The organism is Candidatus Hydrogenedentota bacterium, assembly GCA_019695095.1.
Lineage (GTDB): Bacteria > Hydrogenedentota > Hydrogenedentia > Hydrogenedentales > SLHB01 > JAIBAQ01.
The window spans coordinates 54996-79545 of record JAIBAQ010000006.1; the positions used below are offsets into that span (position 1 = coordinate 54996).

A 24550-nucleotide genomic window follows, 5' to 3' on the forward strand; every position below is an offset into this window, starting at 1 on the left:
GCGCGAGTTATCCCTTCGGCTCGATAACCGTGCCCGTGGCAGCATCCGCGCTGTGATGACGCAACACTCCGTCAACATACACACGGTAGCCCTTCAACGAGTCGGGGGTGGGCGATTCGTCGTTGGGCGGGTTCCAGGCAATCGTCACATCGTGGTTGTGATAGCGGATACCGTCGACGACGAACGCGGGCATCGACGGCGCAACAATCGGCCTGACCTCGATGAGCTCGTCGGATCGCGGGCGCAGGCCGGCAAGGTCGGCAATGAGGATGTCAATGTAGGTGGAGTGATCGTAATCGCGCTGGTCGGTGCGCCATGCGGCCGTGTCGCCGTTATAGAATTCGCCGGTCCACGGGTACGCAAGGTCGCCGTCCAGGAATTGCGCCTTCGTGAACGACAAGAGAAGGTCCTGGAAATCGCGCGGTGACAGTGGACTCTTCTCGAAATCGCGCAAGGCTGCGGCCATGGCCGACAACACGATACTGTTCGCATGCGGCCACGTGGGGCCGTTCCACATGCAGCCCGTCGCTTTCTTTCCGTGGAACAACTCGCCCTGGGAATACGCCGGGCACTTCTTGGAGGCGGAAGCGACGGGCCACGTGGTCCAGAATTCTTCGGAACTCAGGATCGATTTCCACGCCTCCGCGTAAGGCTGTTCCTCTTCACCCGCGAACATCGAGAAGTAGAAGGGATACACGCCGACTACTTCCTTGACCATGGCCTTCTCGTGCGAGTCCGGCGCGACGGAGTAGAAGTACTTCGAAGCATCGTCCCACAGGATCGCCTTGGTTGCCTCGCGAATCGTGTCCGCAATGGCGTCGTAGTGTTTTGCGCCCTCGGCGTCGCCGATGAGCGCGAGTATATGCGCGAGGCTTCGAGCGTTGCCGTAGACGTATGACGTCAGATCGACGCGCTCCAATTGCTGGTCTTGTTTTTCCGCATCAAACCCATTGAAGAAGAAGAACGACGGTTGCCACTCCATGCCCGTCCACCAATGGCTATCCACGAGCAACAATCCATCGTTGTCCTTGTCGTAGGTACTCAGCCACCCATCGACGTTGCGTTTCAGCGCATCGGCCCATTTCTTCAGCGCTTCCACATCGGGATGGACGCAATGCGCATCCCAAACCGTTGACGTGATCCAATCGGTATATTGTCCGTCGCCAATGCTGCTTGGGCGAATATGGCTCGGGAAAATGCCGTTGTCCTTTTCGTTCGCGCACCACGTCGAGACGATGCCGCGCACATACTGCGGGTCACGCAGCCAACGCGCCTCGCGGATCTGGTGGCCCGCGCCGTAGGAAATCATGTTGGCGTACCATTCCGACGTCCATCGCCCTTCCGAAATACCCCAATCCATAAGCCTCCCTTCGCCGACGCGAAAGAGGTTCTTTCGGAGGATACTGGTGGCTCGGTGCCAATACTGGCGCTGCAACGCTTCGTCCGATGAGGTGAACGAAGGGAGCGTCTCGTTATTCCAGCCGACGTATTCGTTGACGTGAGCGCCCAACGGGTCTTTCTGCGCTGCAACACGCCGCAGCGCGAAGTCGGCTTCGCGCGATTTCGTGCTCACGGCAAGATAGAGCGACACGGTCTCGGTTGCGCCGGATTTCAGGTCCACGTTTCGCAGGCAGATGGTTTCCCCGCCGGTGGCGTCGGGTAAGGCTGAACCTTCCGCGTGCACGTACAACGTGTCTATGTTCACGTTTGAGTTTGCCGCCAAGGATACGGCGCGCACGCGCAAGGGGCCCTTTTCCACGGCGCCCAACGGGAGGGTGACGATACCGAATTCATTCGTACGCGATCCCCAGCCGCCGGTACTGGCAAAGGCGATGTCCTCGGTGTGGCGTCCGTCGCCGATTTGCACTTTGAACGCGGCATCGCCTTCGGTTGCGCGCGCATACCGAACGGACAATACGGCCTTTTCGATAGGCTCAGTCACATCGATGGTCCATACAGCGTAATCATCGGCAACACTTCCGAACCCGCTACCGAGTACGCGCCCTCCGTTTGCCGCCGCCTTCTCGTCATCTCCCGAGCTTCCGCGTTGAATGCGCGGGGTTTCGCCTTCCGTCCAGAAAGCTTGCGTCAGACTGCCTTCATGGGGCTCCGCGGAGAATCCAGGGATCTGACCGCGGCAGTGAAGCGTCATTCCGTTGCGGAGCACGGTCCACGATACGGCGTCGTCTTTAAGACTGGGTGACGCAGCCGGTAGCGCAGCTTTCAATACAACGCGCTTGTCTTCGGTTCCGCTATTGGAGAGGGCGAGTTGAACGGCGAGTACGTTGTCGCGGGTGATCCATTTCGCGCCCGATACCGAGACTCCGCTGGCTGCGCCTGACATGCGGACGTGGCTCGGACGCAATGTGGCTTCGGAAGGAGCAATGGGCGATTCGTCGACGATGAGCGACACATCGAACCCAAGGCCCCACGAGGTAATCAGATAGTAATTCACTTCTTTCGAGGGAAAGGCCCAGCCATCCGGATGTGCGGCCCAAAGGCAAGTCCCGCTGCATGTCATGGGCACCTGCGGAAGGTAGGGGCGTTGCAGCAGCGCCTCGACGTCCGGTGTGTTGAAAATGCGTCCTCCCGCGCCGACTTCGAACTTTGCGTCATCGGCGCGCGAGATGGCGCAGGCGACAATGAGGAGTAGTATCGCAGTCAGCCCGATCGTGTGTTTCCCCCGCATCTGTGGCTATCTCCTTTCGCCATCCAACGGTGACTTCGAGTCTATGCAGCTCCTTTCAGTTGCGCCGGTACAAAATGCGGGGCTGTGTCGCCTTCACGCAGTCACCGGGAAAATAAAACCGCGGCGCTTCGCGCCCGATTCGGAGCGGAAGCGCCGCGACGTCATGTTTGGACACGTCACCGTATGTCGGCGTCAAGCCACTTGAGGAGGGCCATGACGCCTCGGGCCTTCTTGAGCATGGTTGCTTTCAGGCCCAGCTCGCGCAGTTTCTCTTTGGCTTCGTGGCGGGACTTTGCGACTACAACTCCCCCCACAAACGACTTTTCTTCGTCGCCTTCGGCGCGAATTGCGTGATACTCGAAGGTAGGCATACACAAACCTCCACCAGACTCTACCTCGATTCTACCACGCGAACCGCACAATACAAAGGAAATCCGTGCGGCCGCGTTTACGTAAGGCGCGAATTGGCGCTCTCAGTTGTAGCCCAAGTCTACTTCCCGTGGAGGCCAAAAACCGCCGTCGAGCGCCTGCAAGACGCTCACGGTGCGTTCCGTCATCGGCCATTTACCGGGATATCTGATAAATTCGACGTGACCGTCCATGTAGAGAACGTTCGCGCCCATCGGTACATGGTGGCCGATGCGCTCAATGAGGACGGGGATATCCGCTGCGGCGGTCGCCGGCACGCGGATATCACCCATAAACTCTTGCTCCACCCCTTCTCGAAGTCTGTAGATGTAACGGGCTCTGCTTTCCAAGGACGATTCCGAGAGTTGCAGGTTGTGTTCGAAGTCGCCACTCTCGCCGGTAACCTTGCGGTATTGCTCTGCAAATTCCTCGACTTCGTCGTCGCTTCGCACGACGTAGCCCAGGTAGTAGTAGCACGTGTCGTCCAGGATGGTTTCGGGGTCTTGCGCGGCCGCAGCGGCTTCCGTATCCGCAGAAGGATCGCTGGGACAAATCAAGATGCTCGCATCCGTAAAGAATTCGGGATACACCGGCGACTTCGATACAGCGCTCATGTTGGCAAACATGAGCTTGCCCGATTCCGGCGACAATACCGGGTAGTATTCGCCGTCGCTTTCGTTGGCGAACATTTTCACGACTAAACCAAGCTGCTTAAGGTTGTTCTGGCAGGAGGCGCGGCGAGCCGCCTCTCTGGCGCGCGCGAGCGCGGGCAACATGATTGCCGCCATCATGGGAATCATGACAACGCATAGGGCGAGATTGACGCCGCTCAGTACGATCCCTCCTATGGCCAACCCTTCGCCGCGGAGCTTCGGACGCGACTTCCGTATTCGTGACAGCGAAACGACCCCCGTGATGATTCCAGGAACGGAGCAGAGCGGCCCCGTACACAAGTAGGAGCAAATGCCCAGAACCAAGCTGGCTATGGCCATGCCGTCGTTGGGGGCGTCGGGTGCGGGTCCCGTCTGAGCGACGCGAACGGCGGGCCGTGGGGGTGCAATGGGAGGCGGCGAAGGCTCGTTCGATACTGCAAGGCGTTCCCCACACTGCGGACACTCGGCGCCTTGCCATCCGTCCAATTCTCTGTCGCACTTCGGACATCGTACGGTGCTCATGAGACCCCCTTTTGTTCTGGCAAATCCACGGATCTGTGGCAGATTGCCAATCGTCGCACACCACAGCCGACACGTGCCGAGTGCTACTAGCATGCGGCTACAATATAGCGGCTAAGACACAAACGGCGCAATGGCAACTGTGGACGACCGGTATTTACCCGTTACCCCTTACGGCATGTCACCACCGGCTTACAAAGAACATCCACGCGACGACTAAATTAATCACGTTCACTACCACTCCGACGCGGGCGAGTTCCTTTCCCTTCCAGCGGCCACGCGAACCACTGATGCGAACCATTGCGGCCAATCCGAGAAACAAACCCGGGATGGAGAGTAACGGTCCCAGGCCGCACAGAAACGAGGCAAAGCCACAAACGACACAAATGAGCGCCATGGGATCGACGCGAACGTTATTTTCATTCTCGGACGGGAAACCGCGAACCACCCAATCCCTATCAGGGAGAGGCGGCGGTATGTCAGACGGCGGCCGCGCCTTGAGCTCCTCGGCTCTGCGCTTCGCGATACGGTCGGCCTCCTGCAGTCGTGGCAGGGTGTCGAGCTCATATGCGTCGATAGCGCGCCTAACAGGTGGAGGCTGCGGCACAAACGCCGCTGGCATTATCACCGGTTCCGGGCTCTCGGCCTGCGGCACGGAATCGCACTCGACCGGCGCCGGCTGGGTCACAGGTTCGTCTGCGGGCGCGGTCCGCCCCGTGGCTTCCAAGTCGACCACCGGGTCCAGGACACTGAGCTTTAGAATCGGCCCCTTCCGTTTCGGTCCGCTTTCGGGCTTGGCATGTTTCCGCGTGGCGGTGCGCAGGGTTTCTCTTCGCTCCGCCAATGTTGCCAGCACTTCAGGTTGGACTTGTGGCGCAAGGATACTGGCCCCACACGATAAACACATGGCGCTATTGGCTTTACCAATGCCGTCCATGGACACCCACGCACCGCATTTGGGACACTTCATACTTGCCACAAACCTACCCCTTGTCTACTACCGGCTTCAACCGCTCCACGACCACCCGCACCGTCTTTACGCGCGCGTGATACTTGTCGTCCCCCTCTATGATGATCCAAGGTGCGTGTGTGGTTGACGTGCGTTCCAACATATCGGACGCCGCCAGCCAGTAGTCGTCCCAACGCTTGCGGTTACGCCAATCCTCGTCCGTGATTTTCCAGTGTTTGCTGGGTTCGGCTTGGCGGTCGTTGAACCGTTGGAGTTGCACTTCTTTCGAAATATGAAACCAGAACTTAATCAACACGACGCCGCACTCGACGAGTTCGGACTCGAATTCGTTGATTTCCCGGTATGCCCGTTGCCACTCTTCCGGTTTGGCAAATCCTTCGACGCGCTCCACCAGAACGCGTCCGTACCAACTCCGGTCGAAGATCGCGATGTGGCCTGCTTTGGGCAGAGGTCTCCAGAATCGCCATAGATAATGGTGCGTCTTTTCATCGCCTTGCGGGGCGGCAATGGGCACTACTTCCAAACCACGCGGGTCCATTTCTTTTGTGAGACGCCGGATGTTGCCGCCCTTGCCGGACGCGTCCCATCCTTCGTAGACAATGACTACCGGGGTCCTTCGCACATAACAAAGATGCTGCAACCGCCGCAGTTCATCCTGCAACGGCTCCAGTTCCTTGTCGTATTTGTCCCGGCTCAGCGCGACACTCGTCTTGACGCGATCCAACGGGCTTGTGCGGCGCACAGGCTCTTTCACTTGCGGCGCGACGGGCGGTTCGGTGCGAAGGAGCGCCTGTTCAAAAGCCGCCAGCAGCGTCTCCGCGACTTTCAGTTCGCGAAACCGTTTGTCGGTCGCAGGCACAACCGTCCACGGCGCGTACGGCGTCGATGTTTCAACGAGCATGTCTTCGACAGCCTGCAAATGCTCATCGTAGCGCTTGTGCTGGCGCAGCTCGTGCTTGCCCACCTTCCAAGAATAAGCGGGGTCTTTCTTCAGCTTCTTGAAACGGCTCGACTGTTCTTTCTTCGAGATGTGCAGAAAGAACTTCACGATGACGACGCCGTCATCGGCAAGTTGCCGCTCGAATCGGCGAATGCGTTCGTAGACCGGCTGGCAATCGGCACGCGTGCCTTCTTCTTCGACACGGTCTTCCAGCACTTCCCGGTACCAACTGCGGTCGAATACACCGATGGTCCCGTCGGCGGGCAGGCGCGTCCAGAAACGCCACATCGGCGGACGGAATCGCTCTTCCTCTGTGGGCGGCAGAATGGTGTGCACCTTGAACCCGCGTGGATCGAGCGGTTGCAGCAGGCGGCTGATGGTCGTGCCCTTGCCCGACGCGTCCCACCCCTCGAAGACCAGCAACACTGGGATTCCGGCGGCATGCAGGTCTCGTTGCCGTTGCGCCAGTTGCGGGTCCAGCGCGTTCATGGCCTCTTTGTGCTCAGACTTTGACAGGTTCGCGGACAGATCGAGGGTTTCAAGCATGGCGTGCAACTCCCCAGTAGAGGAATGCAGTGTAGCGCGATTTCTCACAAGTAGCAAAGGAGCGACTTGACTCATCATACATCTACTCGAAATGGAATCGTTGCCTCATGAAGGAAATCTACTCGAAGGGTTTTGGGATTTTGGTAGAAACGGGTAGTTTCCGCCTTAAGGAGGCGGAAGGAATTCATGGGGTTAACGATGCAGGAACGCAGAGTAGTGACGAAGGCCTTGGCGGAACAGTTCCGCCGGGCAGGAAAAAGGGACAAGGGGCGGATGCTGGATGATTTCGTGAAAGCCACCGGATACAACCGGTCATACGCGGCCGGGCTGTTGCGCAATCACGGTAGGCGCGTCCAAGTGAAGCCAGGAGTCGCGGTGGAAGGCAGCGTGCACGTTGTCCGGCTGCCCAAAGCCCGCAAGCGCACGTATGGGGCGGACGTGGCCGCTGCATTGAAGAAAATATGGGAGATTCTCGATTACATCGGCAGCAAGCGCTTAGTGGCAGCCTTGCCCGAGGTGGTGCCACGGCTGGTGGAGTTCAGAGAACTGAAGCTGTCCAAGAGAGTGCAACGGCAATTACTGGAGATAAGCCCGGCAACGGTGGACCGTCTGCTCCAGCCCGAACGCCAAAGACACGCCATCAAAGGGCGTTGCCACACCAAGCCCGGAACACTCTTGAAGCACCAAATCCCGATTCGGACCTTTTCGGATTGGGACGATGCCAAGCCCGGCTTCGTGGAGATGGATCTGGTGGGACACGATGGTGGAGTGGCGGCAGGCGACTATTGCTTTACTCTGGACATGACGGACGTGGCTACGGGATGGAGCGAACAGTACGCCGCGCTCAATAAGGCGCAAACCCACGTATTCGAAGGCATCCAACGGCTTCGGGAGCGATTCCCCTTTCCTTTCCTGGGAGTGGACTCGGACAATGGGAGCGAGTTCATTAACCGACAACTTTTCGACTACTGCCAAAGCGAGGATCTCGCCTTCACGCGTAGCCGTCCCTACCGCAAGAACGACACGTGTTATGTCGAGCAGAAGAACTGGTCCATTGTGCGTCGCTTCGCCGGGTATGCCCGCTATCAAGGCGAACGGGCACGCAACCTGCTGAACGAGCTGTATGCCGCGCTGAGCGCCTACGTGAACTTCTTCATGCCCTCCGTGAAGCTGGTCGAAAAGACCCGTGACGGTGCAAAGGTAACTCGCCGGTATGGCAAGCCCAAGACCCCGTATCAACGCGTGCTCGAATCGAACGACGCATCCCACAGTACAAAACAACGACTCCGCGTCCGCTACAAAAAGCTCAACCCTGCCCACCTCAAACGGACCATCGAAAGCCTGCAACGCAAGCTCTTGAAAGAAGCCACCCGGCTCACAGCCGCCCAGACGCAGGCACTGGCCGCGCACGCGCCTGGGCCCAACCACCCCTGGCGCAGCCACGCCCCGGCACGGACGGCGTAATGGAATCGAAAAACATGCACACTAGTACAGCAAACCCCTCCCCGCGGGGGAGGGGTTCACGCCAATATCCGGTGGTTATACCCTAAATGCACTCACTCACTTTCGAGTAGATTCTTACGTGAGGCAACGAATCACCGTTCGAGTAGATTTTCACTTGAGGCAACAGGAGGAGCTGATGTTTGCCGAGCGTAACGATTCTGACTCCATCCTCAGTGCTTGCGCCCGTGCCCTCCTCTTCCCCACAATGACGCTGTTCCCCAACCCGTGGAGGCTTGGACGGCTTGTCCGATATTGAAGAATCTCAGCTTGCGGAGACGCTCGCTTCGGCCCTCGTGTGTCCGCGGACGCATCAGCCGCTGCAAGCCCGCGGTGGCGCGCTCGTGTGCGACGGCGGGTCTTATTTTCGAGGAACGGACGGATACTTCGATTTCACGCTGGAATCCGCGTTCTACGACATGGAATCCACGAGCGAAGAATACGCGGTCGAACAGCAAGAGTCGTGGCGGCGGTTTTATGGAGAGTTCCTGAAACCGTGGGTAGTTCGCGAGAATGCCCGCCGCGTGCTTGAAGTCGGCTGCGGCATGGGGATGGGGATCCGGTTTCTGGCCGAAGACGGATTCAACGCTTTCGGTCTCGACATTCCGTGCCTCGCCCGGTTCTGGGCTCGCAATGGAAACGACCCACGCAACTTCATCACGGGTGACGGGGCGTGCATGCCGTTCCCGGACGGCTACTTCGACGCCGTATACACGCTCGGTACCATCGAGCACATCGGCACGAAGGTCGGCCACTACACGCTGAACGACAACTACTGGGATACGCGGCGCGCCTTCGCGCGCGAGATGCTGCGCGTCACCAAGCCCGGTGGACGCCTCCTCGTGACGTGCCCAAACAAGCATTTTCCCATCGACATCCACCACGAACCGACCGACGATGCCACGCCACCCGGAACGGCCCGGCTGCGCCGGTACATCTTCGACCGGTTCGGCATGAACGTCCACAGGCCCTTCGGAAAATACCATCTGTTCTCTTTTGGAGAACTGCGCCGGTTGTTCTGCTCCATGAACAACGCAAAGTCCGTTACGCCCCTGCCACTGAAATACTACTTCGCCTTCAAACGCACCGGCTCACTTGGCCTCTTGCGCCTGATTAAGACCCCCATCATCGCCTACATCGAGAACATGCCCTCCGCCATCGCCCGCTCGTTTCTGAATCCGTTCCTGGTTGTCGAGGTGAGGAAGTAATTTTTGCATCGGTCTTCCGGTCCTCTTAGTCGTTTCGCAGGTTCCGCCTGTTGCTGCGTCCGGGGCAGAACTCCGGGGCTCCGGCCGTATTTGCGCGAGTTCCTGATTCTTCCCTGCAGTGCCCGACGCTGATTTGAGTGGTGCATTGAATGTGTTGCAGGCATCTTGCCTGCATCTTTGGGATGTGTCAAAGCCTTTGAAAAGAGGCAGGCAAGATGCCTACCACACATTGTCCCCGCCGTCGCCCGGCGCACCCTTTCGCGTGCCGGAATCAATGGAAGACGTCGCACCGTAGGCCGTGGTCCCCGTAGCGCCCGCATTCCACGGCGAGCGGAATCGCTTCCCCTACGACTCCTGGTACGAGCGGCGCAGCGTGGTTGACAGGATTCCCATCGCTTCGCGGTATTTGGTCACCGTGCGACGAGCGATGTTAAGCCCCTGTGTCTTGAGCATGTCGGCGATTTTCTGATCGCTCAGCGGTTTTGTCTTGTCCTCGTCGTCGATAATCTTCTTGATGATCGACTGCACGCTCTTCGACGACTGTTCACCGCCTGAATCCTTGCGAAGGCCCGGCGAGAAGAAGTACTTCATCTCGAACAGGCCCTGCGGCGTCTGCATGTACTTCCCGCGCGTGGCGCGGCTGACGGTTGCCTCGTGCACACCGACCTTGTCCGCGATTTCCTGGAGCGTCAGCGGTTTGATGAACTCGACGCCTTTTTCGAGAAAGTCGGCCTGTACTTCGACGATGGCGCGCGCAATTCGCAGGATGGTCTGCTGCCGCTGCTCGATGTTGCGGATAAGCCATTTCGCCGATTCGAGCTTGTCGCGGACGTATTGTTTCTCTTCGCGCGACATGCGCCCGTTCGTCATCATGGTCCGGTACTGGTTGTTGATGCGAACGTTGGGCACCGAATCGTCCGAGAGGTACACCACGAACTCCTCGTCGATCTTCTCGACAATCACGTCGGGAGTGACGTATTGCGTCTCTTCCGAGGAGTACTCGTGCCCCGGCCACGGATTCAGCGTGGCCAGCATGTCTTTCAACTCTTCGACGCGCTCGGGCGAAACGCCCATGGCCTTGGCGATCTTCGGAATCTGGCGCCGTTCCAGATCTTCAAGGTGGTCGGCAACGAGCGTCTTGAGTTGGGGCTCCTTCGGGAACTCCACGCTTATTTGGAGTAGGAGGCATTCCACGATATCGCGCGCACCCACTCCGGTCGGCTCGAATTGCTGGATGAGGTGAAGGACTTTCTCGACGTCTTCATTGGACGCGCCGGCTTCCTGCGCGATTTCTTCCAATGACCCCGTGAAGTAACCCTTGGGGTCAATTTCGCCTACGATGAGTTCGCCGATCAGGTAGGACTTCTCGTCGGGAGCGGCCAGGCGGAGTTGCGTCAACAGCCGGGCCGAGAAGGATTCTTCCTTGGTGATTGAATTCTGGTAGTACTCGCGCTTTTCCGCCATCTCGGGATTGCGGGACATGTCCTGTCCCTCCCGCCTGAAGTCCGTCCACTGGCTAGCGAAGTCGTCGAGATTGAACGCGCTGTCGTCGATGGGGGCTCCGTCTGAACTGGGGGTTGCCGGCGGGTCATGCGTCGGTTCTTCCAGTTGAACGGTCTGCTCTTTAGGGGTCTGATCGAGAACCGGATTCTGCTCAATCTGTTCTTGGAGATACTGATCGAGCTCAATATTAGAAAGCTGCAAAATATGAATGGCCTGCTGCATCTTCTGGGTCAGCATCAGCCGCTGCACCTGAGTTTGGCGCAGGCCATGTTCCATGTGCATCATAGTATGTTAAAGCCTCTTAAGCAATTCATGTGCCATTATATCGTCACCAGGGGCCGCTGTCAATTGATCGTCCTTGGATTCCTTGTTATAATTTCCACGGAATCAACGGGTTAGACGAATCGAGGAGGGTGGCGTGATTCGCTTTTGCCTCCTAGGAAGCGGGAGCAGCGGCAACGCGACTCTTATCGCTTCAAACGGCGTAAAGATCCTAATCGACGCGGGCCTGAGTTTCAAACAGATTCAGCTCCGCGCCGCCGCTGTGGGCGAGTCGCTGGACGATCTCCGGGGCGTCTTTATCACGCACGAGCACGGTGACCACGTCAGTGGCCTGGGGACCCTCGCCCGGCGCCTCAATGTGCCCGTGTTCCTGACCCCCCAGACGCGCGACGCCCTTCCTCCCTCCATCGGCGAGCTGCCGCGGGTGGAGCTTTTCGAAGCCGGCGAGGAACTCCAATTCGGCACTATCCGCATCGGCAGCTTCAGCGTCCCGCACGATGCCGCCGACCCGGTCTGCTACGTGGTGTCCAGCGAAAGAGCCAAACTGGGGTTGGCAGCCGACCTGGGCCGCTCCTCCGACCTTGTGCGCGAGCGCTTGTCTGGGTCGCAAGGGCTCATACTCGAATCCAACTACTGTCCCGACATGCTGCGGCGAGGCCCCTATCCCGCCATGGTGCAACAGCGGATTCGCGGGCGCCACGGCCACTTGTCCAACGCCGACATGTGCGCCCTGCTGAGCGATATTGCGCACGACGCGCTCAAGGTGGTCGTGCTGGTGCACATCAGCGACGACAACAACACGCACGAGCTTGCCCGTTCGATGGCCAGCCGCGTAGTCGGCGGCCGAGGCACGGAGGTTCACGTCGCGCGGCGCGACCAGCCCACTCCCATATTCGAGATTGGCGTATGAAGGTTCTCGCCTTCTTCCATTCGGATGCGGCCCAAGCGGCCTTAGTGCGCGCCAAGCTCGTTTCCGGGGTGTCGGCGAGCATCCACTTCACGGAAGAAGAGAATGAGGGACCCTGCATAGCGGGGACCGGTCAGTGCGAAGCCTGCCGCTATGTATCCGAGTATCCCGGCGGCAAGGCCGCGTGCCGGGCATCGCGCGCAAAGGCGTTTCCGCTCGCGATGCAGCGGGGCAAGCCCACGCCATTTCTGTGTCACATGGGATTTGCGTGTGTGTCCGTGCCCATGTTTGCCGAAGAAGGGCGGGCATTCGTGCTGACCTTCGGTCCGTTCTGTCCCGCGGAAGCCCCGCAGACCCTCGTTGACGACGCCCTTGCCGGCTTGGCCGAGCTGGGCCACCGCGAGATGCCCATGTTTCCGGTTCCACTGACGGACATCCCCATCGTGCGCGCCGAATCGGTGCCCGCGCTTGCCCAATGGACCGTCGAGGCTTTGGAGACGCTCTGGGTCGCGGCGCAGGAGACGGAGGCCGTCACCGAGGATAGCGACCCCACGCCCGTCATGGCGGCCACGCGAAGGGCATCGAGACGGACCAAGAGCCGCGCGCTCAACACCTCGCCCTATCGGGGCGCGGAAATTGCCGCCGCGCTGGCTGCCGGAGATCAGACGCTTGCGCGATCGCTGGTTCGCGCCGCGTTGGCGGAGGTGGTGAGCACCGGAGACGCGGCCATGCTTGCGAGGCGGGCCAGGATTCTGGCGCTGGTCGGCGCCACGCTGGAAGCCGCGGAGAATGCGCGCCTCAATACGTCGGACAGTTGGGACGAGTTCCCCGCTTTCGTGTCGGAAGTGATTCAGTCCCGGACCGACTCGGATTTGATTGCCGCCGCGATGGCTCTATTGGGAATCGTCCTGCGCCGGACGCGCCACGTGTCTGTCGACGGCGTCCTCGACGAACTCAACCGGATTGTCGGTTCGAAACTTCCCAATCACGTGACCCTCAACGAGGTGGCCGAACGATTGGGACGGCACCCGACCGCAATCACCCATCAGCTTCAGCGCAAGTTTGGGTTGTCGTATTCGCAGTACGTCGGGCGGCTGCGCATCGACCGCGCCAAGGAACTGCTGCGGCGCACCCGGCTGGGCGTGGGCGACGTGGCCAAGCGCGTCGGCATACGCGACGCCAGCAATTTCAGCAAGCTGTTCCGAAAGTTTGAGGGCGTGTCGCCCCAACAGTACCGGGATCACCTGAGGCGCCATCGATGACAAAGAAAAATCAACGCGGTGTTTTGCACCGTCTGCGCCAGTGGTGGCTGCGCTTGCAGTGCCCCACGGAATTCCTCTGCGACAATTGCCTCTACGACCATCCCTCGGCGTGCAAATGGCCGCAACGTCCAAACGCGGTCAAGTGTCCGGATTACAAGCCGAAGTAGTCGGCTTCCTTGCCCAGCGCAGTAGCCGAGCGGATGCAGTCTCGAAGTGTCGAGATCGTGTACGGCTTCTGAAGAAATCCTATGATGCCCTGATCGGCGAACTGTCCCGCGATTTCGTGTTCCGTGAAGCTGCTCGACAAAATGACCTGGACGCTGGGATCTATGAGTCGAAGCTCGCACAAGGTTTCCCCGCCATCCATGTTGGGCATGGCGAGATCAAGCAGGACGAGCGCGATGTTCTCTCTGTGATTGAGGTATGTCTCAACGGCTTCCCGCCCGTTTGAGGCCGTGAAGACCTCGAATCCGAGCCGTTCCAGCATCCGCCGTCCCAATGTGAGGACTTGCGGCTCATCGTCTATCAACAGGATGCCCCCATTCGCCGTCCATTCCGCATTCTCGAGTTCCGGCGTTTCTCTTGAATCGCCGAGCGGGGCCGAGCGCGCCGGGAACAGGAGCGTGATTGTCGTTCCGTGTGCAGGCTTGCTCTGAATGCGAATCGCGCCTTTGTGGCCACGCACGATCCCCAGCACCGCCGCCATGCCGAGCCCGCGGCCGGTGAACTTGGTTGTGAAGAACGGTTCGAAGATGCGCTGCAGCGTATCATGGCTCATGCCGCATCCCGTGTCCTTCACTTCGGCACAAAGGTAGAGACCTTCTTCCATTGCTTCCTCAAACAGCATTCCGCGGAAGTCTTCCTGCTTGCAGTCCCGCGCCCCCATGGAGATGCCGACCACGCCAGGTTCTTCCCCGATGGCCTCGGAAGCGTTTGTCACCAGGTTCATGAGCATTTGACGCAATTGTGTGGCGTCGCCCTCAATAGCAGGCAGGGCGCTTTCGAGATTGAGATTGAGATTGGCCTTCTTTCCGACCGACGCTCGCAGGAGATGCGTCATCTCCTCAACGAGCCTGTTGGGATGAATTGTCTGCATCACGAACTTGCCGCGGCCCGAATAGGCAAGCATCTGGCGGCAAAGGTCGGCTGCCCGGCAAGCGGCATCTTCAATTTCGCGGATACTATCCCGGGCGGGCGAAGTTGGGGAGAGTTCTTTGAGCGCGAGATCGGCATAACCCAGAACAAGCAGCAAGAGATTGTTGAAGTCATGCGCGATGCCTCCCGCCAGCACGCCCAAGCTTTCCAGCTTCTGCAGGTTTAGCATGCGACGGTCGAGTTCTCTTCGTTCCTCTTCGGCGCGCTTGCGATCCGAAATATCGCGTATGACGCCTTGAAACTCGGTAATGACACCGTATGCGTCCGCAATCGGAATGGAACGCACTTCACCAAAGTACTGAAGGCCGTCCTTTCGCCGCAGTTCGATTACTTGGATTAGCGGGCCGTCGCCAAGCTTTCCCGAGAGACGGCGCGCCATACTTGCCTCCAACTGGCGGACCGTGCTTTCACTCAAGAATCGAGACACCGGCTGGCCGATCAACTCTTCGGGCGAGTACCCAATCATGGGTTCGCTGGCCGCATTGATGAACGCAATCTTTCCGTCCGTGGTCATACGGATGATCAGGTCCTGAGTCTGCTCGACCAACCCGCGATACCGGCGCTCGCTCTCCAGCAGGGCGCGTTGCGCGCGCTTACGGTCGGTAATGTCCCGCGCAATACCCAGCAACACAGGATTTCCGCGATGCACGGCAGGGTGGGCACGCACCTCAACATCGATGGTGACGCCGTCTTTTCGGACCAGCGTGTACTCGTTGGGTCCGGTGTCCGACCCCACCCGATTGCGCTCCATCGCGACATCGGTACTCGTTACGGAATCCGCGTGAATCAACTGCACATCCGCGTAGCTCTTACCGATCAGCTCTTCCCGTGAGTAGCCAATCAACTGTTCGCTGGCTTGATTCCCGTCGACAAATACGCCGTTCAGATCCGTTATGAAATAGCCATCCGGCGCCTGCTCGAACAACAAACGGAACCGCTCTTCGCTTTCCTTCAGTTGCTGCTCATTCGAGGCCATTCGGATAACCATGTTCCGCAGAGACAGCAGAATAAAGCAGAAGGATCCCGCGAGAACGAGGGCGCCGCCATTTGCGATCACACCATCCGCCAGTTGCGTAAGCTGATGAGGGGCCAGATGCAGCGCGGCGCTCGTCTCCGGGTATGCTCGCAGCAGGCTGCGTGTCACAACAAGCGCGCAGCCCAGCGTCATTAATACAATCAGATACTTGCCTTTTAGAAGCGAAAAACACACAAACGTGTGATACGCGACAAACGCGCACAGGCACAGGTCGCAGACGGTGGTTACGTCCATGACCGTGGAGAAAGGAAGATATCCGTAGACATTCAAGATGTCGGCGGCAGCCCGAGTCAGCCACAGGGCGCCGATGACAAGAACGATTCGGATCGCCACTCCCCGCATCGGACGTGGCGCAGCATGTCCCTGCCCACACACCATCGCTCTGGTCTCCCCTTGTATCGTGCATACGGCCTGCTCCCTCTTGTGAGGGATCGTGTCGTGTCCGCCGGCCAAGCGTTACATGAAGACGTTGCACATTTCAGTCACAATAACCACAACCCATACAATAATGCACACCCCGGCCGCCGCGGCCGCGATGTCCTTGATAGCGCCGATCTTTTCGTCGTGACCGGTTTCAAAGTAGTCGCAGATGGCCTCGATGGCCGTATTGAACAGTTCCGCCATCATCATGAGCCCGGTTGCCACAAGAATCAGGAGGACATCAACCGATTCGGCGTAAAACGCGGCCAAAGTCAGGGTCGCCACCGACACGACGACTTTGTACGCCACACTGAAGTCATTGACGACGGCGAACCAAAATCCGTTGAACGCATGCCGGAGCTTTCGCGCCGGGTTGTAGCGGACGTGCGGCTCTTTGGCGAGGAACTTATTTGGCATCGTGCGGATCTCCTGTGCCCGCCGCGTCGTTAGCGATGTCTCCCTCTCGAGACCTTTTAGCCCTGGCCAAGCGCACAACGTACTGCATGCAGCAGTTCCTCCGACGTATAGGGTTTCGCTAGAATCGCTGCACGGTCCTTTTCGTCCAAGCCAGAGGTGAAAACGCCATCGGCAAATCCGCTTGCAAAGAGCACTTTGGTCCCAGGAGCGCGCTCCTGGATGCGTTTGTACACTTCCCTCCCATCCAACCTCGGCATAGCCACGTCCAGCAGTACAAGGTGGAAGGCCTCTGGGGACTCGGCAAAGCGCTCCAACGCCTCCACGCCATCCGCTACCGTGACAACGGTGTATCCTGCGCTACGCAGAAGCCGCGCACCGAATTCCCGGATGGAGTCGTTGTCATCGGCGAGCAGGATGGTTTTCCCACCCGGCTTTGATCCCGGTTTCTCTTGGGTCTCCTTCTGCGGGGCTACTTCTTCGAGGGTGGGCAAGTAGATGTGGAATACCGTCCCCGCGCCCACCTTGCTTTCCACATCAATCGCGCCTCGATGCTGAAGTACGATGCCATACACGGTTGGCAGCCCCAGTCCCGTTCCCTTATCCACGCCCTTGGTAGAGAAGAAGGGTTCAAAGATCTTTTCCTTCGTTGTGCTGTCCATGCCGCAACCCGTATCCGAAACCGTGATCTGAACGTAGCGCCCCGGCGCGACGCCCAAGCGCCCACATATTTCAAGGTCAAGCTGACGGTCTTTGGTTTCAATGGTCAGGGACCCTCCCTGCGGCATGGCGTCCCGTGCGTTGACACAGAGATTCATCAGCGCTTGCTCGACCATCCCCTTGTCCGCGTAGACCGTCCCCACATGTTCTCCGGGAATGAATCTGAACTGAATATGTTCACCGATCATCCGCGATAACATCGCAACGAAGTTCTCAATGAGCACATTAAGGCTCACATTTTGCGGTCGCAGAATCTGCCGCCTGCTGAACGCCAGCAGTTGACTTACCAGGCTCTTCGCGCGTCGTCCCGCCTTCTCGATTTGAAGCAGGTCATTGTGGCGCGGATGGTTCGCTCCAAGGTCCGAGCTCACGATCTCCAGGTAGCCGAGCATGACCTGAAGCAGATTGTTGAAGTCATGAGCCACGCCTCCCGCCAGTTGTCCAACTGCCTCCATCTTCTGAGACTGCCGTAACTGGTCCTCCAACCTGGCCCTCTCTTCACTTGCGCGCTCTCGCTCCCGGTTGCTTGCCTGAAGCCGGCGCGCCCCCAATGCAATGCCGCACAGTCCAAGCATCCAGAGCGCTCCGTGTCCCAGCCCAATGGGAACCATCTGTGCTCGCGCGATTTCACGGTGCGGCTCCATCGGCACCGTGACGCTGATGCCTCCTCGCAAATCGCCCAACGCATATCCCTGGCTGGCGTGGCATTTCAGACAACTCTCCTCCGTCGTCAGCGGACGCATCAGACGAAGGTAACTCTCCCCCTCCATCCGTTCCACCGTTGCCACTTCGCTGAGTCCGGTCTCCAGTGTCCGCAAGGCCTCCGCCTCCCACGGGTCGGGCGCATTCTCCGGCCGGATCGGCCGCAGACTTGTAATGTGCCCTCTTGGGCCAAACTGCTGTTTACCCAATTCATGAACCTGGCGGGTCATATACGCGGGATTGACCAACGTGAGGCGTCTGCCCGAAGGCGACTCGATATCCCGTTCTGCAACATGAGACAGGTAAGGACTGGGCGGGGTTTGTTCCGTTGCGGGCACGTACACGCCGCCATGGCTTGCGGCCCACCTGCGATAGATGACGTCCTTCTCAAAACTCGCGGCAGCCTCCAGACGCGCCATCTTCTCAGCCTGATTCATCAATCGGTGATAGGCCCACCCGACCAGTGCGGCGATCACGAGAGTCCAGGCCAATGCAAGCATGGCGGCTATCTTCGGAATGCGCGCCTCCTCCGCGCGCAATGCGTCACGCGCAGTCACCGCGTCTGTCCTCCTGCCGGCTCCGGCATCCACAATCAGTCTCCGTGCTTCACTCCTTCAAGCGCGCTTGAATCGAGAATACTTCGTATCGTTGCCAACAGATCATCGGGCATGTAGGGCTTTCGTATGAGTTTCATGCCTTCGGGCAGCGTAAAGTCCGCGTGCATCGCATCTTCGGCGTACCCGCTTACGAAGAGTGCGGGAATGTCCGGCGACAGGAGTCGAATCCGCTCGAGGGCCTCTTTCCCGCCCATGACAGGCATCACCACATCTAGAAGCAGCAATCGCACACGGTCGCGATTCTCCGTGAATCGCTCGATGGCCTCCACGCCGTTTGCTGCCCAAAGAACGGTGTATCCGGCTTCACTCAGAATACGCGACGCCAGCCTGCGTACTCCTTCATCGTCCTCCGCCACCAAGATTGTCTCCGTGCCTCCTACGGTAGACGAGGAACCTTCCTCCTGCGGTTGTTCAATGGGAGACTCCACAATCGGCAGGTATACGGTGAATGTGCTTCCGCAGCCGGGTTCACTTCGTACCTGGACCACCCCGTTGTGCTGACCGACAATGCCGTACACCGTCGACAGCCCGAGTCCTGTTCCTTTGCCCTGCTCTTTGGTTGTAAAGAAGGGATCGAAGATGCGGGAAATCGTCTCGGAGTCCATTCCGCATCCGGTGTCCGAGACACTCAGTTGGGCGTATTTTCCTTGCTGCGGAAATCCGCCGGACTCCATCGTTTTCTTGTCAATGAATACCGGACGAGTCTCCAGTGTCAACGTGCCGCTGGAGCCCATCGCGTCGCGCGCGTTAACGCAGAGATTCATGAGAACCTGCTCCAACATGCCCTGGTCGGCATAGATGGACTCGATGCCGCTTCCCGGATTGAAGGTGAGCTGAATATGCTCTCCAATCACGCGGTAGAGCATCTTCAAAAAGCCTTCGATCACCGCGTTCAAGTCCAGTGCGGTGGGCCGCATGACTTGCCGCCTGCTGAATGTGAGCAACTGGTTTACCAGATCGCGGGCGCGCCCCCCTGCTTTCACCACTTCACGCAGTTCCTGACGCAGCGGGTGTCCTTTGCCAAGGTCGCCCGCTGCCAATTGCACATACCCCATCATGACTTGAAGCAGGTTGTTGAAATCGTGAGCGACTCCTCCGGCAAGCAGCCCAACTGCTTCCAGTTTCTGCGATTGGCGCAACTGCTCCTCAAGGCGAGTTCGCTCCGCCTGAGCCTGTTTTTGCGCCGTCATGTCGCGGAGAAAGGCCACGATCCGGCCCTGCTTGTCACGACGGAACTGACAACTGACCTCTACATCGTATTCGCTTCCGTCCTTGCGGCGATGTCGGGATTCAAAGCGATCATGACCAACCGCCATCACTTTCTGGATGTGCTCCGTCGAGACGGCCTCCGATTCCATGGCATCGAGGTCCGAGATTCGCATGGTCTGCAATTCTTCGTGGCTGTACCCGCTCATCCTGCAATAGGCGTCGTTGACCTGCAAAAGCCGCCCGGTGCGATCCGCCATCCAGAAACCGTCCTGCGCGGTCTGAATAATCGCCCGTTGTTCCTCTTCTCGCTCTCGCAGCGCCACCTCTGCGGCTTTGCGTTCCGTGATGTCTCGGTCGACACCCCGGAATCCTATCCACCGGCCTTCCGAGTCCAACACGGGAACCCCGCTGGTCTCCATGACGACTTCCCTGCCGCCCTTCGTTAGGCATACGTTTTCCAGATTGAAGAAGGGTTGCCGGTGCCTGACAATCTGTTCGAATATGCTCATCACGCGTTGCGACTCGGATTCGGGCATGATGTCAAAGGGAGTGCGTCCCAGTAGTTCGTCGGGCGCATACCCCAGAACATCGCGGACGCGGGGGCTGACATAAACGTAACGGCCCTCGGAATCGACTTCCCAAATCCAGTCCGAAATCGTTTCCACAAGCGCGCGGTAGCGCTCTTCGCTCTGCCTCAACGCTTCTTCAGCCTGCTTACGTTCGGTAATGTCCACGCAAGTGCCCCAGGCTCGAATCAGCTTTCCATTCTCGACAAAACCTACGTCGTTGGACAGAAACCAGCGGCGGTTGCCTGACTGGGTAACCTCTTCCGTCTCGTTATCTTCGACGCGATATCCGGATTCGATGAACCGCCGGACGGCCGCTCGGTTGACAGGACTTCTGGTATCGCCGTGGAGTTCCGGAAGCCGCCTTCCTATCAGGTGTTTCGGCGACAAGGCTCCGTACATCTCGGCCATGGCTTGATTGCACTCGCCAATGTAGGCGTTTGCGTAGATGGCGTCTATTTGCTCTTCGACGGGCAGGCTGATATCGACGGGGCTATCCAGGTCCGTCCGGTAGATGGCTTCATGGCTCTGGCTGATAAAGGAGTTGTAGCTTTCGTTGCTGCGCGCTAGCGCCTCTTGCGCCGCGATCAACTCTCCAACGTCTTGCACGAGCGCCAGGAAATAGTCCACCGAGCCATCTGCTTTGCGCACGGCCGAAACGGAAACGATCGCATGGAGGAAACTGCCATCTTTTCGGACGTATCGTTTCATGACCTTATACGATTCGATCTCACCGCTCAGCACCCGATTGAATTCGGAAATGTCCGACTCCAAATCGTCGGGATGCGTCAGTTCGGGCCACGTCTTACGCTTCAGTTCTTCGCGCGTGTAACCCAGCATGTCGCAGAGTTGGTCGTTAAATGTAATCCAATTCTTCTCCGTCGACGAGATCGTCATGCCGATGAGCCCTAGCGAGAATATCTTTTTCAGCCTCGCTTCGGTTGCGTTTTTGGCTTCCTCGGCGCGTCTGCGGGCCACGATGTCCCACGCCAGGTCGGCAAGCCGGAATACCGTGCCAACGTCCTCCTGGTTGTACTCCGACGGTTTGTTGCCCACACCCAGGATCGCGACGATCTTTGCCCCCCGGAAGACGGGCACCACCAGTTCCCGCTCCACTGCCGCGTGCCCCTCCGGCATGCCCTTGCGGTGGGGCAATGACGCGTAGTCGTTGTGTATTACTGGCCGGCCTTCGCGGATGCAGTCCGCCCAGACCCCGGCCTTTTCGTAGTCGTAGTGAAGACCGGAGCCTTCCGCCGTGCAGAACTCGCGTTCTGTCGCCGTGGACCACACCTGGAGCGAGATGGTCCGCTGGTCGTCCTCCAGGAAATGATAGAACCCGATCGGACTTTCCGTGAGGCTGCACGCCCGATCCACCGTTTCGCGAAGGAGCTGTTCGAGCGAATGGTCTTGGGCAAATTCAATGAGGGCCATACGAGAGGCATACAGACGGTTTTCCCGAGCTACGGCCGTCTCGGCTTGGTGCCGTTCCGTAATGTCGCGTCCCACGGCGACAATCGAGGACACGTCTCCATGCTCGGACTGGACCGCACGCGTGGACCACGAGTACCATCGCCATCCGGATTCGGTCAAGGTTTTCACCACAAAGCTGCACTGATACGGAGGCTTCAGTACGCGGGTCAGCGACTTGGAAATTCTCTCGCGGTCATCGGCGGGCAACAGGGAAACATACTTCACGCCCAGCAAGTCTTCGGCGCGCGTTCCGAAAACGTCGCAGAAGTTTGGGCTGACAAAGCGTACGGTGCCGTCTGTATCCAGATGAACGATGAGTTCGCTCTGGTTCTCAACCAGCACCCTGTACTTCTCTTCACTCTCGCGCAGGATCTCGCGCGTGAGAACTTCCTGCGTCATGTCCTTGCACACACCTACTATCTGATCAATCTGCCCCGAAGCATCTCGTACAGCCTGCCCGACTGCATGGAGATATCGCACCTCTCCGTCAGACTGCCGGACAATCCGGTGGTGAATGTCGTATGGCGCGCCTTGATATTGGGTGGCATTGAAGGCCTCTGTCACACGCGCCAAGTCTTCGGGATGCGCAATCGGGTACAGATCGTTCAGGCAACGAATCTCGCGGACGATGCCGTGGATGCGTTTCCATTCGTCGGAGAGGTGAAGCTGATCTTTTTTCATGTCAAAGGCCCATGAGCCGACGTGCGCCAGACTTTCCGCCCGTTCGAGTACTTCTTGACGCCAGCGTGATGCATGCTCCGCAAGCTTTCGTTGAGAGACGTCGCGAGAATAGATGATTAGTCTGGTGACGTTTCCGAGATCATCGGTCAGGGGATATGCCGCGTTCTCGAACCAGTACCCTTCGCGTTCGTCGTCAAACTGTACGGGCTGCTTGGACTGAATAGCCTGATTTGCTCGCTCTCGGAGTTTCGCGACGGCATCGGGGGAGAGAAAGCCGTCTATGGGGCGCCCCAGAATCGCTTCTTGCGTGGTCCCGAGTCGCGTGGCCATGGTCGAGTTCAACGCCAGCACCAATCCTTGGGTGTCCATGATGAAGATGGCCTCGTCCGTCGCGTCAAGAGCTGCTTGCAGCAGCGCATCACGCTCGCGGACGGCTGCTTCCGCACTTTTTAGGGCTGTCACATCGAAGTGAGTCCCTACCATGCGAAGCGGCTTTCCATCCTCCGACCATTCCACCACCTTGCCGCGGTCCATGGTCCATATCCAGGATCCATTCTTGTGACGCAATCGCTTGGGACACTCGTAAAACGTGAGCGTTCCCGCAAAGCAGGCGTCCAGCATCTCATCAGACATCGGGAGGTCGTCCGGATGGCAAAGAGATGCCAAGCGATGGATATCAAGCGGCTTCAGTTCCTCTGGCGTGTATCCTGCAATCTGCGCCCACCTCTCATCGACTGTCACTCGGCCGGACGGGATGTCCCAATCCCAGAGTGAGGCACGAGACGCCTCAAGCGCGAGGTCTAGCCAGAGGTCATCATCGCGAGGGCCGATTACTGTGGAAGCCTTCTGGAGGGTCTGAGAACTCTCGTTCATCGCACTTTGTGATGTGCTTGCGTATGGAGGCGTGGGCGGCGTGTTCTCCTGGTCTGCGCTCTGCCTGGCGGAGTCCGTGTCTGCAAGACACACGCCTTTGGTTTGGCCTGCCTCGCGTCGGAAAGGGACCATGAACGCAGTTGCTGCACTCACAATCAGAAACAGGACCGTCGAGTAGACGTTGCTCGGGTCGTGAATTGAGAAAGCGTGTTGAGGCGGAAGAAAGAAATAGAGGGCCAGGATAGAGGAAAAGACCGCTGCCCCGATCCCGGCGAGTCGGCCGCCAAACCGGGCGCTTACCATGACTGCGGGGAAAAACAAGAACCAGGCAAAGGGCTGGATATAGTCCCAAAGCTGCCACTGCACCCAGCATGCGACCGCAGGCGGCAAGAGAACACTTGCTACCTGCAACAGTCCCCGTACAGCGACCGCAACCATGAAATACTACCCCACTCTTACCGGAGGGGATCAGAGCTGCAGTGTTTTCCTATCAGCCTTTCAGCATTCCCGCCGGAGCTTAATTTCATCATGGTTTTGGGCAGCATGTCAAGGTAAATTCGTGTATGTCGGCAGATACGGATTTCTATTTCAATAAAAACGAATAATGAGCAATGCTTAGTTTTAAGAGCTTTCAGGGTCGGGGTCATGGTTGAGGACGGCCTCTCCTCAGAGACAAAGCGAGTAAGTGACTGCAAATAAACAGCGGTGCGCCTTTACCCGAATGCGCAGCCCGCGCCCCCGAACATGAATGATCGCATGACTAGGGCTTGATGGGCTCTCTCAATTCGTGTGATTCGTGGTCAACGTGTTCTGCGCCACCAGACACTATCCCCACTGCACCAACGCCTCAGACCACACTTCACACTCCCCCAAGATGACCCGTGCAAGTTGCCATCGCCCCTACACGGCTCCCCGTGGGTCGGGGCTGGGACCCGGGGTTTCGATTCGCTGCGCCACGACAGAAACCACTATCATCCTGCGCCGCAGGCTGAAAGTAGTGCAGATGCTAGCGGCAACGAGAACAGTGCCGCTTTTTTGGTTTCTCCATCGGGGTTCATCCGTGGTTAAGTCAGTTTGGTTGCGGCTATGCTGCGCTGCCATGCCTACGGCGTTCAAAAGAGAAGAGCGTGTGAGCGAATTCTAGCATGGCGCTGGGCATATTCCAGGGTGCCTAGAAATGAGATCGTGAGTTACGCGGATTAGCGAGCCGCGAGCAGCGCGGCAATTCGGTCGAAGATTCGCTCTGCGACGTCCGCCTTAGACAATACGTCCAAGTCTTCCGTCGTGCCGTCGTGAGCAA

General features: G+C 58.7%; 14 protein-coding genes. 4 read left to right on the forward strand and 10 right to left on the reverse strand.

Going from position 1 to position 24550, the window contains the following annotated elements; all coding sequences use genetic code 11:
• Positions 1–7 precede the first annotated feature (7 nt).
• The 5 genes from K1Y02_02150 to pap form a co-directional block, all read right to left on the reverse strand.
• The gene (locus K1Y02_02150; GenBank protein MBX7255136.1) at positions 8–2689 is read right to left on the reverse strand and encodes a hypothetical protein; all 2682 of its coding nucleotides are present in this window, start codon (positions 2687–2689) and stop codon (positions 8–10) included.
• A gap of 176 nt (positions 2690–2865) precedes the next feature.
• Entirely contained in the window at positions 2866–3060 is a 195-nt protein-coding gene (locus K1Y02_02155; GenBank protein MBX7255137.1) for a hypothetical protein, read from the reverse strand.
• A 102-nt stretch (positions 3061–3162) separates the two neighbouring features.
• Complete coding sequence (locus K1Y02_02160; protein ID MBX7255138.1) at positions 3163–4272, reverse strand: DUF4190 domain-containing protein; 1110 nt, start codon at positions 4270–4272, stop codon at positions 3163–3165.
• Positions 4273–4450: 178 nt separating this feature from the next.
• Positions 4451–5248, reverse strand: a complete 798-nt coding sequence (locus tag K1Y02_02165; protein ID MBX7255139.1) for a hypothetical protein — start codon at positions 5246–5248, stop codon at positions 4451–4453.
• Positions 5249–5252: 4 nt separating this feature from the next.
• On the reverse strand, positions 5253–6725 hold the full coding sequence (gene pap / locus K1Y02_02170; protein MBX7255140.1) for a polyphosphate:AMP phosphotransferase: 1473 nt from the start codon (positions 6723–6725) through the stop codon (positions 5253–5255).
• Positions 6726–6911: 186 nt separating this feature from the next.
• On the opposite strand from pap, the gene K1Y02_02175 reads away from it, so the two are divergent.
• A complete protein-coding gene (locus K1Y02_02175; protein ID MBX7255141.1) occupies positions 6912–8189 on the forward strand; it encodes a transposase in 1278 nt (425 codons plus the stop codon).
• 281 nt (positions 8190–8470) lie between these two features.
• On the forward strand, positions 8471–9433 hold the full coding sequence (locus tag K1Y02_02180; GenBank protein ID MBX7255142.1) for a class I SAM-dependent methyltransferase: 963 nt from the start codon (positions 8471–8473) through the stop codon (positions 9431–9433).
• A 345-nt stretch (positions 9434–9778) separates the two neighbouring features.
• Here K1Y02_02180 and rpoN read toward each other — a convergent pair whose 3' ends face one another.
• Complete coding sequence (gene rpoN / locus K1Y02_02185; protein ID MBX7255143.1) at positions 9779–11221, reverse strand: RNA polymerase factor sigma-54; 1443 nt, start codon at positions 11219–11221, stop codon at positions 9779–9781.
• A 133-nt stretch (positions 11222–11354) separates the two neighbouring features.
• On the opposite strand from rpoN, the gene K1Y02_02190 reads away from it, so the two are divergent.
• Both K1Y02_02190 and K1Y02_02195 read left to right on the forward strand, forming a co-directional pair.
• On the forward strand, positions 11355–12128 hold the full coding sequence (locus tag K1Y02_02190) for an MBL fold metallo-hydrolase (protein ID MBX7255144.1): 774 nt from the start codon (positions 11355–11357) through the stop codon (positions 12126–12128).
• Positions 12125–13387 (forward strand): helix-turn-helix domain-containing protein, encoded by a 1263-nt coding sequence (locus tag K1Y02_02195; protein ID MBX7255145.1) that lies wholly within the window; start codon positions 12125–12127, stop codon positions 13385–13387. Before K1Y02_02190 ends, K1Y02_02195 begins: the two co-directional genes overlap by 4 nt.
• A 151-nt stretch (positions 13388–13538) precedes the next feature.
• Here the strand turns inward: K1Y02_02195 and K1Y02_02200 are convergent, their stop codons facing one another.
• The 4 genes from K1Y02_02200 to K1Y02_02215 all read right to left on the reverse strand — a co-directional run bounded on the left by K1Y02_02200 (position 13539) and on the right by K1Y02_02215 (position 23688).
• A complete protein-coding gene (locus K1Y02_02200) occupies positions 13539–15956 on the reverse strand; it encodes a PAS domain S-box protein (GenBank protein MBX7255146.1) in 2418 nt (805 codons plus the stop codon).
• Positions 15957–16034: 78 nt separating this feature from the next.
• Entirely contained in the window at positions 16035–16415 is a 381-nt protein-coding gene (locus K1Y02_02205; protein ID MBX7255147.1) for a diacylglycerol kinase, read from the reverse strand.
• 56 nt (positions 16416–16471) lie between these two features.
• On the reverse strand, positions 16472–18391 hold the full coding sequence (locus K1Y02_02210) for a DUF3365 domain-containing protein (protein ID MBX7255148.1): 1920 nt from the start codon (positions 18389–18391) through the stop codon (positions 16472–16474).
• Positions 18392–18426: 35 nt separating this feature from the next.
• A complete protein-coding gene (locus K1Y02_02215; protein MBX7255149.1) occupies positions 18427–23688 on the reverse strand; it encodes a PAS domain S-box protein in 5262 nt (1753 codons plus the stop codon).
• Positions 23689–24550: the final 862 nt, after the last annotated feature.